Source organism: Nocardia sp. BSTN01 (assembly GCF_015354405.1).
Classification (GTDB): Bacteria; Actinomycetota; Actinomycetes; order Mycobacteriales; family Mycobacteriaceae; genus Nocardia.
In genome coordinates, this window is sequence record NZ_JADKYP010000001.1 from 151,941 (window position 1) to 164,352 (window position 12,412).

General features: G+C 68.2%; 13 protein-coding genes. 6 read left to right on the forward strand and 7 right to left on the reverse strand.

The annotated features are described in order from the left end of the window. The first annotated feature begins 5 nt into the window (after positions 1-5). From IRT45_RS00625 to IRT45_RS00640, 4 genes are all read left to right on the forward strand, one after another. Complete coding sequence (locus IRT45_RS00625; RefSeq protein WP_194803920.1) at positions 6-230, forward strand: CopG family transcriptional regulator; 225 nt, start codon at positions 6-8, stop codon at positions 228-230. Beyond that, positions 227-667, forward strand: a complete 441-nt coding sequence (locus tag IRT45_RS00630; RefSeq protein ID WP_194803921.1) for a type II toxin-antitoxin system VapC family toxin — start codon at positions 227-229, stop codon at positions 665-667. The genes IRT45_RS00625 and IRT45_RS00630 overlap by 4 nt, the downstream gene beginning before the upstream one ends. Before the next feature lie 15 nt (positions 668-682). Next, the gene (locus IRT45_RS00635) at positions 683-1,351 is read left to right on the forward strand and encodes a YdcF family protein (protein ID WP_194803922.1); all 669 of its coding nucleotides are present in this window, start codon (positions 683-685) and stop codon (positions 1,349-1,351) included. Positions 1,352-1,531: 180 nt separating this feature from the next. Further along, a complete protein-coding gene (locus IRT45_RS00640) occupies positions 1,532-2,827 on the forward strand; it encodes a flavin-dependent oxidoreductase (RefSeq protein WP_194803923.1) in 1,296 nt (431 codons plus the stop codon). Here the strand turns inward: IRT45_RS00640 and IRT45_RS00645 are convergent. The 6 genes from IRT45_RS00645 to IRT45_RS00670 form a co-directional block, all read right to left on the reverse strand. Continuing rightward, positions 2,770-4,083 (reverse strand): acyltransferase, encoded by a 1,314-nt coding sequence (locus IRT45_RS00645; protein ID WP_194803924.1) that lies wholly within the window; start codon positions 4,081-4,083, stop codon positions 2,770-2,772. The genes IRT45_RS00640 and IRT45_RS00645 overlap by 58 nt on opposite strands. Before the next feature lie 197 nt (positions 4,084-4,280). Further along, complete coding sequence (locus IRT45_RS00650; RefSeq protein WP_194803925.1) at positions 4,281-4,886, reverse strand: maleylpyruvate isomerase N-terminal domain-containing protein; 606 nt, start codon at positions 4,884-4,886, stop codon at positions 4,281-4,283. A 95-nt stretch (positions 4,887-4,981) separates the two neighbouring features. Next, positions 4,982-6,988, reverse strand: a complete 2,007-nt coding sequence (locus tag IRT45_RS00655) for a hypothetical protein (RefSeq protein WP_194803926.1) — start codon at positions 6,986-6,988, stop codon at positions 4,982-4,984. Positions 6,989-7,295: 307 nt separating this feature from the next. After that, positions 7,296-8,054, reverse strand: coding sequence for a CPBP family intramembrane glutamic endopeptidase (locus IRT45_RS00660; RefSeq protein ID WP_194803927.1), 759 nt, complete (start codon positions 8,052-8,054; stop codon positions 7,296-7,298). 97 nt (positions 8,055-8,151) lie between these two features. After that, a complete protein-coding gene (locus IRT45_RS00665) occupies positions 8,152-9,093 on the reverse strand; it encodes an RluA family pseudouridine synthase (RefSeq protein ID WP_194803928.1) in 942 nt (313 codons plus the stop codon). Between the two features lie 36 nt (positions 9,094-9,129). After that, positions 9,130-9,708, reverse strand: a complete 579-nt coding sequence (locus IRT45_RS00670; RefSeq protein WP_194803929.1) for a helix-turn-helix transcriptional regulator — start codon at positions 9,706-9,708, stop codon at positions 9,130-9,132. A 51-nt stretch (positions 9,709-9,759) separates the two neighbouring features. On the opposite strand from IRT45_RS00670, the gene IRT45_RS00675 reads away from it, so the two are divergent. Next, on the forward strand, positions 9,760-10,347 hold the full coding sequence (locus IRT45_RS00675) for a glyoxalase (protein ID WP_194803930.1): 588 nt from the start codon (positions 9,760-9,762) through the stop codon (positions 10,345-10,347). Positions 10,348-10,401: 54 nt separating this feature from the next. On the opposite strand, the gene IRT45_RS00680 is transcribed toward IRT45_RS00675, so the two are convergent. Further along, on the reverse strand, positions 10,402-10,866 hold the full coding sequence (locus IRT45_RS00680; RefSeq protein WP_194803931.1) for a hypothetical protein: 465 nt from the start codon (positions 10,864-10,866) through the stop codon (positions 10,402-10,404). A 255-nt stretch (positions 10,867-11,121) separates the two neighbouring features. Between IRT45_RS00680 and IRT45_RS00685 the strand changes: the two genes are divergently transcribed. Then, positions 11,122-12,372: a SidA/IucD/PvdA family monooxygenase gene (locus IRT45_RS00685; RefSeq protein ID WP_194804085.1), complete on the forward strand. Its 1,251-nt coding sequence runs from the start codon at positions 11,122-11,124 to the stop codon at positions 12,370-12,372. Positions 12,373-12,412 lie beyond the last annotated feature (40 nt).

The following is a 12,412-nucleotide window of genomic DNA, read 5'->3' on the forward strand; positions in this document are numbered from 1 at the left end:
GGAGCATGGCATGGACGATGCGGTTTCCCGAGGATGAGGGAGCGGAGCTCGACGCGCAGGCCCGGGAGGAGGGGCGCGCCAAGAGCGAGATCGTCCGTGATGCTGTGCGTATGTATCTTCTGGCCCATCGGCGCTGGGACGTTGCGTTCGTCGAAGAGGAAGACACGGTGGATTTGGGGGGCCCGATCCGCAAGGAGGACATCCGGGGCGCGATGAATCGGTCCGCATGATCGTCGTCGCCGACACCTCGGGTCTCCTCGCGTTGTTCAATCGCTCGGATCCGGAACACTTCGCGGTGCGGCGTGCCGCCGATTCCGCGAGCACATTGGTGACCAGCCAGTTGGCGCTCACGGAAGTTCACCACGTGGCCAGTGTTCGCGGTGATAGGAAGATCGCCGACCGTATCGTCGCGTTGCTTGCCGATCGGATCGAGGCGGGACGACTCGTGCTGGGCGACGTGGGCGCTGATCGCCTGCGAACAGCCCTGCGGGTGCGGGCCGCATACGAGGGCCTGAATCTCGATCTCGTCGACGCGGTCAGTGTCGTGCTGGCTGCCGATTTCGACACCGACGCCATCCTGACGTTGGATCGCAGGGACTTTCGGGTGCTGCGTCCACTGAATCGCTTCCGCGCATTCCGATTGTTCCCCGATGATCTCGACCAGTGATCGCGGGAGGTCGCTGTGAGCTGGAGGACTTGGCCCGACTCCCTTCGCGCCGATGTCCGCACCCTGTGGGAGTACAACCTCCTGGGTCATGAGGTGCGGGCGGTGGATGTGGGGATCGGGCTGGGGAGCCACGACATCGGGGTGGCGGCGTACGCGGTCGAGCTGTTTCGGCGGGGGATGTTTTCGACGATCGTGTTCAGCGGCGCCAATGCGCCCACGACGGTTGCCGAGTTTCCGGACGGGGAAGCGGTTCACTATCGGGAACACGCTGTCGCGCTGGGGGTTCCGGACGACGCTGTGCTGGTCGAACCTCGGGCCACGAATACCGCTGAGAACATCGACTTTTCGCGGGCGTTGCTGTGTGACACCGGTCGCGACGTGCGGTCGGTTCTGCTGATCTGCCGGCCGTATCAACAGCGGCGCAGTTATGCGACCTGCCGGAAGCGGTGGCCGGAGGTCGAGGTGGTGTGCGGTTCGCTACCGGAATCGCTCGACGATTACGTGGCGCGGATCGGCGATGTGGAGCGGGTCGTCACGATGCTGGTGGGGGATACGCAACGCGTGTGGCGATACGCGGCCGAGGGCTGGGCGATCGAGCAGGAGGTTCCGGAGGGGGTGTGCGCCGCATACGACCGGCTGGTGGCAGCCGGGTTCACCGGGCGCCTGCTGCCGCCGCGCGAGTAGCGGCGATACCTATATCGAGTACGTCGAACCGAGCGAGGAGCGGTGGCGCCGAGTGCGGGGCCTTCCACCTCCGGTGAATGACCGCTCCGCATCGCGTACCGCGAATCGGTAGATTCGGGTCGTAGGGAGGAGCTGAATCGTGGGTGGGGCACCGGCCGTCGACGAGCCCGGGGTGCGGTGATGCGGGTTCTGATCGCAGGCGCCGGCATCGCCGGGTTGACCGCGGCGGCATGCTTGCACCGGGTGGGGATCGAGGCCGTCGTGCTGGACGCGGTCGGTGAACTTCGCCCGCTCGGCGTCGGAATCAATCTGCTCCCGCATGCGGTGCGGGAGCTGCACGAACTGGAACTCGGTGCGGCACTGGACGATTGCGCGATCGCCACCTCCACCGCGGTACATCTCGACCGGTTCGGAAATCACATCTGGAGTGAGCCGCGGGGACTCGCCGCGGGGCACGCGTGGCCCCAATACTCCGTGCACCGCGGCGAATTGCAGGGCCTGCTCCTGGATCTGGTGCGCCGTCGGCTCGGGCCCGATGCCGTGCGCGAAGGAATGGTGCTGCAATCGTTCGCCGAGGATGCCGACGGCGTGCGTTGCCGGTTCCTCGACCGCGCCGCCGGCACCGTCGTCGAGGAGACCGCGGACGTGTTGATCGGCGCCGACGGCTTGCATTCCACGGTCCGCGCGCAGTTGCATCCGGACGAGGGGCGGCCGCTGTGGAACGGAATTCGAATGTGGCGCGGCGTCAGCGAGTTTCGCCCGTTCCTGGACGGGCGGACGATGGTGCTCGCGGGTTGCAATCGCGCCGCGAAATTCGTGATGTACCCGATCTCGGGTGGTGCGCACCGGCGTGGGCGTGCGCTGGTGAATTGGGTCGCGGAGGTGCGGGTGCCCGATGCCGGGGTGCAGAATCCCGACTGGAATCGCGCCGGGCGGTTGGCGGATGTGCTGCCGCACTACGACGGTTGGCACCTGGCCGGTGTCGACGTTCCGGCGCTGCTGCGCGCCAGTGCCGAAGTGCTCGAATATCCGATGGTCGACCGGAACCCCTTGCCGCGCTGGGGTTGCGGACGTGTGACGCTGATGGGTGACGCCGCGCATCCGATGTATCCGGTCGGTTCCAACGGCGGGTCGCAAGCGATTCTCGACGCCCGCGCCGTGGCGTCCGAGCTGGCCGCGACCGCCGACCCGATCGCCGGGCTCGCGCGCTACGAACAGGTCCGGCGCGATGCCGTCAACACCATCGTGGTCGCGAACCGGGATATGCCGATGGACCGCGTGCTGCATGCCGTCGCGCAGCGGGCGCCGGGTGGCTTCGATCGGATCGAGGATGTCCTCACCGCCGCCGAACTCGCCGCCCTGGCCGACGCGTACCGCCACACCAGCGGCGCTGCCCCCGCCGGGGATGCCGACGCGCGTTACGCCGCCGGCGCTTCGGCGGACGACGGCGGGCCGTACGACTCCGAGAGTGTGTGACCGGTGTCGAGGGCGCTCGCATGCTGCGGTGATGCCGAACCGTTCCAGCCGAGCGACCGCAATCGGCGTCCGAGCGGGGTGGTTCCCTCGATGCGGGGCCGGCCGGTGAGGTAGATACTGCCGGGCGCGTGGCGCACCACGCCGACCACCGCGAGGGTGACCGCCAGGACCGCGACGAACAACAGCGCCGTCGCGCCCGCCGCGCCGACCGCGTCGTGCAGCCGCGGGTAGAGAGGGATCAGCAGTTCCAGCACGATCGGATGCATCAGGAAGACCGCGAAGGAGCGATCGGCGCCGTAGCGCGAGATGCGGCCGACGACACGGTACTTCGGCCGCAGCCAGGACCACCACGTACTCACCGTGTAGAGGCCGACGATCAGCGCGACGAAATAGACGGCCATGTACGGGTTGAAGACGTTGTCGGCCTGCCACGGTGTGGTGCCGTCCGCGACGGCGTGCTGATAGCACCACTCGGCGCCCGCCGCCACGAGGACGGTGCCGAGGATCAGCAGCGGGCCGAAGCGGCGCACGGCCCGGTCGACGGTGCCGATATGCCAGGCGGCGACCGCGCCGAACAGGATGTAGAACTGGTACGGCAGTACCGTCACGTAGAGGTGGTCCCACAGCTGCTCCGGCATACCGGTGAGCGTCGGCGGATGCGTGAGCGCCCACAACATGCCCGCTTGTACGAGCGCACTCGTCCCGAGTACCCACCGGTGGTGGCCGGCCGACCAGCGGACGAACCGGAGCAACAGCGGAAAAAGCAGGTAGATCTGCATCGAGACCAGCAGGAAGTACAGCTGATACCAGGCCTCTCCGGTCACGAGCTCGATCGCCAACCGGCGTATCGCTCCCGCCGCGGACTCCTGATGAATGCCGGCGAGCACCGAATAGCCCCAGTAGAACACCGACCAGAGAACGTAGGGGATGCCGACGAGGGCGAAGCGCCGGCGCCAGAAGTGCGGCGCGTCGAAGGACCGATCGGCGTACTGGTAGATCAGCACGAATCCGGTCAGCGTGAAGAAGGCCTCGCGGGGAAAGTGCAGCAGCACCATCACCCCGTTCGCCGACACATTGTTCGGATCACTGGATCTGTCGATCACGTGTACGGCGATCACACTGGCGAAGGTCAGGATTCGGAACAGGTTGACCTGATGCAGATAGGGCCGCGACGGCTGGGGTGGTGCGGCCTCTCCGGATTCGGTGGTGACGGAGCTGGGCGTACCGCGGACCGATGTCGCAATCGCCGTACTCATAGTGCCGTGATCCGTGGGCAGGAGCACCGTCCGTCGCGCAGCAAGGTCGCCGACGAATGCGCTCGCGGAAAGGTCTCGATCATCTGCTTCCTCGAGTCGGTCGTCGCACTCCATGATTACGACCGAGCCTGTGAGGTTCCTTATCGGGCCCTTCGAGGCGCCTGAACCGCCTGGTAGCGGCGTCGCGACACGGGTGCTCAGCGCATGACGGGGAAGACGGCGACGGTGCTGCGCCCGGTCGCCGCCTCGATGAAACCGACCGGATCGGCGACGGCCGACAGCGTCGACGCGGTGGCCCGCAACGCGATGTCCGGGGGCGGGGGACCGCCGACGGCGGCGATCAGATCCAGATAGTGCACGGTGGCCTCCACGGTCGCGGTCTCGGCGATGGCGCCGTAGCTCGCGCTACCCAGATGCGGATACGCCAGGCCGGTCGTGCGGTCGTGGGCGCGCAGTTCCGCGATCACCCGCGGCCCGGTCCGGGCGAAGTGCGCGGCCAGCGACTCCGGGCCCACCTGCGCGGCGCGGCGCGCTTGTTCGGCGATGTCGTCGGCCAAGGTGTGGGTGGCGCCCGCAGGCGCGTGGAGCCGCCGGATCATTTCCGCGCCGGTGGTGACCTCCGGATCCGGCACCGAAGGGCCGTGCAGGAATTCGAGTACGCCCTGATCCGGTGCCGCATGCGCGACGAGATCCTGTACCGCCCACCCCGGCAGGCGCGTCGGCGTTCGCCACTGCGCCGCGGTGAGCGCGGTCGTGCGTCTGGCCCACGCGTGCCAGACGGCCTGCAGCACGTCGACACTCATACGGTCCCCCTATCGATGTTCGGGGTGCGTGCGTGGCCGGCCCCCTACCGATATCACCACCGGCGTGCGGTGACGGCAACCGGATATCGGCCGCGTCAGCCGCCGACCGCCACGGGCATGCTGATGCGGCGCGCCGCCTCCAGTATTCCCAGTATCCGGGAGCCCGGCAGGCCGATGGCGGCGCCGATCGCGGCGGGGGTCCACGATTCGTCGGTGAGGGTGAGGATTTCGGCGAGCTGGTCGACCGACAGCTTGGACAGGCCGCGGCGGCGGATTTCGTGTGCCACCGACCGGATGGCGACCTCACCGGTCTCGTCCTCCGCGGAATCCACAGCGACGGAATCGACAGCGACGGAATCGACAGTCACGGAATCCACAGCGACGGAATCGATATCGGCGAATTCCGCCTCGTCCACCTCCGTGTCTTCGGCGTGGGCGGGGTCGTCCATCGGCGCCGTGCGGTCGAGTTCGGCTGCGGCCGCAACCGGTCGCGGTGCTTCGGCGACCGGCTCGCCCAGCACCAACTGCACGGCGTCGTCCACGGCCCGCCGCGTGCGCGTCTTGCGCGGTTCGTCGGAGACGATCCGGAGCCCGGCACCGTGCGATCCCGGCCGTTCATCGGTGCGCGCGGGCGGCGCCTCGGCCTCCGTGACTTCGGTTGTCGCCGAAGCGTTTACCGTCGGCTCGTCGGCCTTGCCGGGTGCCGCGTCGGTAGAGCCGTCGGTGGCCGTCGCGCCGGTAGGGTCGTCGATCGCTGTCGCGCCGGTAGGGTCGTCGATCGCTGTCGCGTCGGTGACCACTTCGTATGCGGCGGCCGGTTCGGCGGGAGCCGGGCCCCGCGTGGTCGACGATGCGTTTGCCGCGGTCGTGCCGGCGGCTGGCGGGGTCGGTGCGGCCGAATCCTGGGGCGACGTCGCAGGAGAGACGACGGTCGGCGAATCGGCGAAAGCCACCGCGCCCTCTTCGCCGGATGCCGGAACCGGTGATTCGACAGCCACCGAAACGGTCGGTGCGATGCGCGCGGCGGATCGCGGCGGTGCAGACACGGTGTCGAGCGCTGCCCCGGCCGCGTCCACCGTCGCAGCCGTAGGCCGGCAACTGTCCACCGCGTCCGCGAGCAGCAGCGAGGCATCCCAGCCCGCCACCGAAACCGGTTGCGGCACAGCCGTCGACGGGAGCTGTGGATAACTGGGGAATTCCGCGGTCCCGGCGGATTCGGGGAGCGGACGTGCCTCCGCCCATTCCGGAAGGTCGTCGGGCCGGTAGCTCGGGCGGTATCCGGTCGGCGGTAGTTCGGAGTCGATGTCCTCCATCGGGATGTCGTCGATGAGCTGGGCGTAGCGCGCGGAAACCCAGGCGTGCAACCAGATCACGACGCCCACCATGACGGGGGCGACGGCGGCCTCGGCGGCGCGCGCCGGTGCGCCCGCGACCAGATGGGGGCCGGCGTTGAGGGCGATGGTGACGCCGAGCAGCGCGGTTTCCAGGAAGACGACCTTGCCGCGGTCGATATCGCGGCCCCATCGGGCGGCGGTGGTGGCGACCACCATGATGGTGATGATCGGGATCGAGATCATGGCCTCGAAGCCGTAACTGAGCCAGTACAGCGGATCCGACATGTCGCCGCTGGGCACGAGGTTGTGCTGGACGTTCACTCCCGCCCACACCATGCCGAGGACGACGACGCCGATCAGTGCCCGCGAAGACCATTCGGCGCGGCGGAACAGTTGCGCCAGGCGCGCATCGGAATTCGACACCCGCATACGCGCCGCGCGGGCCCGCCGGTGCCAGCGAGCGTCCGCGTCGTCGGCCCGGCGCAGGGCGAGGGCGACGCGGCGATCACGCTTCTCGGCCGACAGCTGGGCCGTCACCGCGCGTTTGCGCTGCCGGCGGCGCTGGGCGCGAATCCATTCGGCGAGATCGCGTTCGGCGGCGATCTCGCGATCGGACAGTTCGGCGAACAGCGCCGGGTCCGCTTGCAGGGGCAGCTTGCCCCGCGCGGTCGCCACCCGCCGGGCCAGCGCGTCCAGCTCCGCCTGCGGGGAGTGCTCGGTGGCGCCCCGGCGCCGGGCGGCCTTCGGCGTGGCCGAGGGCGCCTCCACGGAGACCTCCCCGAGGTGTGCGCCGGCGGCGGACCGTGCGGCGGCGTGGATCGGAGGGTGTGCGGAGTCCGCCGGAGGGACGGCGGTCGTGGTGGTCGACTGCTCGTCGAGCATGGCGTGCCTTTCCCGGCAGCAACCGCGCTACCGAGGTCGATTACCCGAGTACTCGAACATATGTGTGATCGAAGTGAGAGAGTAATCGCCGACCATCGGCGCGGTCAACGCTTTCACCGAACATCAGTTCGGGTGATTATGCAAATGGGCTGTTCGGCCCGGCGATTCCGAATTACGCTGCGACACCGGAATTTCAGTGCACCGCGGTATGCCAGACAATGGCCGCCGCGAGCGCCCCCGCGCCGTTGAGCGACCAGTGCAGTGCGATCGGCGCGAGCAGACTTCCGCTGCGCCGGCGCAACCAGGTGAAGATCACACCGGCGGCAGCGGTGGCCAGGACGGCCAGTGCGATGCCGGCGATCTGCCCGCCGACACCACCGCCGAGCAATGTGCTCAAACCGCGGTTCCCCCTGGTCAAGCCGAGTGACGAGGCGATATGCCAGCAGCCGAAAAGCAGTGACCCGACGACGAATACACCGCGCGCGCCGGTCGCTCGATCCAGTGCGCCGTGCAGGACGCCGCGGAAGGCGAGTTCCTCCGGAATCACCGTCTGCAGCGGAATGACGATCATGGAGGCGATCAATGCCCCGGACAGGGTCGCATATCGATTGGCGAGAAAGAACGGCCGCGTAATCGGCAGAAGGGCGCCGATCACCACCGCGCCCACGACAATCGCGACGGCGCCGAGCGCATAGAGCGTTCCGCGCCGCCACTGCCGCGGCGAAAGTCCCAATTCCGCCCAGCCGAGCCCGCGTCGCCGCATCAACAGCACGAGAATCACCGCGGCCGCCGGAACGGTCGCGATATTCGCCCATTGCGAGGTGAAATGCGCGATCAGATTCGTACCGGCGAGCACCGCCACCACGACGGCGACGTCGAGGTAAGCGTGTAACCGGCGCCCCGGTCCGACCGGGGCCGAGGATTGCGCGACCCCGTTATCGTTTCGAGACATCGCCGCCAGTCTACGTTCATCCGGGCGGGCGCGCCGTGTTCGGCGGGTCACGATCGACGCGTCGGACGCCGGTACCGCGGGCCGGCGACCATCCGCGCTATCCGATCGGTTCGCCGCTCCAGCCCGCGTATTCGGTCCATGCCTGCAAGGTGCGCGTGGTCTCGAACACGCGCTCGGCCCCACTGATCGGGTCGATGAAGGCCAGCCGCGCGGCCAGCAGTTGCAGCGGCCGGGTGAAATCGTCCACGGGGCGATCGGTGAGGTCGGGATAGAAGTCGTCTCCGAGGATCGGCACCCCGAGCCCGTTCATGTGCAGTCGCAACTGGTGGGTGCGGCCGGTGTGCGGGCTCAGCCGATAGCGACCGAGGCCGTCGCGGTGGTCGATCAGCTCGATCAGCGTTTCCGCGTTGGGTTCGCCCTCGACCTCGAAGGCGCGAAGGATCGTGCGTTCCTTGACGATTCGGCTGCGCACCGTGCGAGGCAGGGTCAGCGCGGGATCGTAGGGCGCGATCGCCTCGTACTGTTTGTGGACCCGGCGCTTGTGGAACAGGGTCTGATACGCCCCGCGCCGCGCCGGATCGACCACGAACAGGATCAGTCCGGCCGTGGTCCGGTCCAGCCGGTGCGCGGGTACCAGATCCGGAAGGTCCAGATCGCGCCGCAACCGGACGAGTGCGGTCTCGAGGATGTGCTGTCCGCGCGGAATCGTGGACAGGAAGTGTGGTTTGTCGACCACCAGCAGATGGTCGTCGCGATGCACCACGGTGACCTCGAAGGGCACCGGTGTCTCGTTCGGCAGATCGCGGTGGAACCACACCGCGCCCCCGGGGACGTAGGGCGCGTCCGGCTCGATCGGACCGTCGAGGTCGACGATGTCGCCGCCGGCGAGCATCTCGTCGATGCGCGCGGCGGGGACCCGGGGGAGCCGATGGACCAGATGGTCGCGAATCGTCGCCCAGGTTCCGTCTTCGGGTAACCGCAGCCGCGCCGGATCGAGTCCGTGGCGCTTGGGCAGCGGCGGCTGTTGCCGGCGTCGCACGTAACGACCCTAACGACAGCGCCGCAGTGCCTCGGATCAGAGGTCGCGGTCCCGCGCAGCCGATCGGTCGTCCGCCATGCGATAGTGGCCGGCCTCGAGCCGCTCCAGCACGCCGGCCGTCCACTGCGACAGGTTGTCGAATGTGCCGCTCCACAGCTCGAGCAGGTCGGCGGAATGCGGAGCTTCGTACCGAGGCGGGTAGTCGGGCTTCATGGCGAGTAGTTCGTCTCGCACCTGCGCACTGCGTTCGTGTTGCTGTCGCAGCAGACCGATGACGTGCGATCGCGGCAGGGTGTCCATGAACGCGATACCGGCGCCGAGTTCCTCCATATCGACGCTGACCAGCGCCGCTTCCAGGAGGGTGCGGAACTCGGCGTCACCGGCCTCGGTCATTTCGAAGAGGGTGCGGCCGGGACCGGTGCTGCTGGCTTCGGTTCCGCTCGCCTGCAGTTTGCCCTCGTGGGTGAGCTGTTTGAGGGCGTGGTAGATCGAGCCCGGCTTCACATTCGTCCACGTGTCGGCGCGCCAGGACAGCAATTCGCGCCGAACCGCGTAGCCGTACGTCGGCTGCCGCAACCGGATCACGCCGAGGACGAGTAATCGCACTGTGGACACGAATGGATGATAGCCTCCACTAGTCAAATTTGAATACCGGAGGGATGTGGGATGCCCGAGAGTGCGGTGCCGTTGTTGTGGAGCCGTAAGTCCGAGCTGTCCGAAGTGCTCGACTTCTACCGCGGCCTCGGTTTCGAGGTCACCTATGAGCAGACTCGCCCCTACGTGTACGGCGCGGTCGCGCGCAGCGGGTACGAACTGCACTTCACCGCCCGGCCCGACGGCGTCGACGCGGAACTCAGCTGTTTGATTCTCGTCGACGACGTCGGCGCCTATCACGGCGAATTCACTGCCGCGCTGCGCGCGCGGCTCGGCAAGGTGCCGGCCAAGGGGATGCCGCGCATCACGCGGTTCAAGCCCGGGCAGACCCGTTTCACGATCGTGGATCCCGCGGGCAATCACGTGCTGGTGATCCAGCGAGACGAGCCGCGCGAGCTCGAGTACGGCGGGTCCGCGGAGCTCGAAGGCCTCGCTCGGGTGCTCGACAATGTGCGCATACTGCGCGATTTCAAGAACGACGACGCGGCGGCGCTGAGAGCGCTGGAAGTCGGCCTGCGCAGATACGGGCCGACCGCGACGCCGGAGGATCTGGCGCGTGCGCAGCGGGAGCGGGCGGAGTTGTCGGGCGAGTCGCCCTAGCGTCCGCGATGGCGGTCCCGGGCGCGACGGCGGGCGCCCGGGACCGCTCGTGCACTAAACGGTGCAGGGCAGGTTCGCGTAATAGGCGATGGTGCACTCGGATTCGCGGGTCAGCTTCCAGGTGCCGTCGATGTCCTTCCACTTCAGCTCGATGTACATGGCATCGAAGCCGGGGACGTTGATCTGCAGGTTGTGGGTGAGGGTGTCGCCCTGCACGTTCACCGGAGCGACGGCCTGCCACTGGAATCCGGGCACCGAGGCCATGACGCCGCCGACCTGGTCGACCAGGCTCAGACCGGCCTCGCCGGCCTCCAGCTCGTTGGCGCGAGCGGACCGTGAACCGTTCGGGTCGAGCACCAACTGCAGTTTGCTCTGCAGCTCGCCGACGCCCGGAGCGGCGGCGTGCACAGGGGCGGCGATCGGCGCGGCGACGGCGGGGGTCACGGAGGCGACGCCGCCGGCGAAGACCACGACGGCCAGCGAAAACGCCGCAACGGCACGGGATTTGATCTTGATCATGGTCGTATCCGATCAGTTGGGGGACGGGAGTGCCCTGCCTCGCAATCGTTCCGCAAGGGCTGGCACCACTAAGCAATATAAGGTAAGCCTATGCAAAGGTAGGTAATACTCAGTCGACTTCGGGTGGATCCGCTCCTTCCGATATGTCGGATCTGCGCAGCTGAACGCCCCGGCGACCGGCTGGGCGGTGGCTGGAATCACAGAACGGGAGAACCAGTGAAGACGCTTCTCGTGGTCGGAGCCGGGCCGAAAGCGATGGCAGTGGCGGCGAAGGCTCGGGTGCTGCGGGACCTGGGGTTACCCGCTCCGCGCGTGGTCGTGGTGGAACCGCATGCGGTGGGCGGCAATTGGCTGCCCAGCGGCGGCTGGACCGACGGCCAGCACCGGCTCGGCACCAGCCCCGAAAAGGATGTCGGCTTCCCGTATCACTCCACCTGGGCGCGCGGCCACAACCGCGCGATCGACCGGGCGATGATCGCCTACAGCTGGACGTCGTTCCTGGTCGAGAACGGCGCCTATGCCGAATGGATCGACCGGGGCCGGCCCAGTCCGCATCATCACGTCTGGGCCAACTATCTGCAGTGGGTCGCCCGCAAGGCCGAGGTCGAGATGGTGATGGGCGCGGTGCGCCGGATTCGCCCGGCCGCCGACGGCTGGCTGGTCGCGGTGGCCGACAGTTCCGGCGTGGAGACCGAAATCGACTGCGACGGACTGATGATCACCGGCCCGGGCGACAGTCGGCGCGCGCTGGCCGAACATCCGAAGGTGCTGAGCATCGCGGACTTCTGGGATCTCGCGGGTAAGCGCCGGCTGCCGGTCTCCTCGCGGGCGGCGGTGATCGGCGGCGGTGAGACCGCGGGGTCGGCGGTGGACGAATTGGTCCGCCACGACGTCCTCACCGTGTCGGTGATCTCGCCCGCGGCCACCATCTACACCCGCGGTGAAAGTTATTTCGAGAACGCGCTGTTCAGTGATCCGGCGAAGTGGCGGGCGCTGAGCCTGCAGGAGCGCCGCGACGTCATCCGCCGCACCGATCGTGGCGTGTTCTCGGTGCGGGTGCAGGAGAACGTGCTGGGGGACAATCGCGTTCATCATCTCCAGGGACGCGTGGTGCGGGTGGCCGAGCGCGGCGAGGGAGTGGCGCTCACCTTGCGCAACGAATTGCGCCCCGATCAGATGCACGCCTTCGATCTGGTGGTCGACGCCACGGGAGGCCAGCCGCTGTGGTTCCTGGATCTGTTCGATGCCGATGCCTCGGATCTGGTGGAGCTCGCGGTGGGCGGGCCCGTCACTCATGCCCGGCTGGAGGCGGCCATCGGCCACGATCTGGCGGTGTCCGGCCTCGATGCCAAGCTCTATCTGCCGAATCTCGCGGGGATGGCGCAGGGGCCCGGCTTCCCGAATCTCAGCTGCCTGGGCGAACTTTCGGATCGGGTGCTGGGTGAGGTGCCGGTGCGCCGGGCCGCCGCGGTGGCGCGGATCGGGGCCGGGCAGCGCCCGGAATGATCACCCGGCAAACTGTAGGCTAGGCTACCCTTAGTTCGAG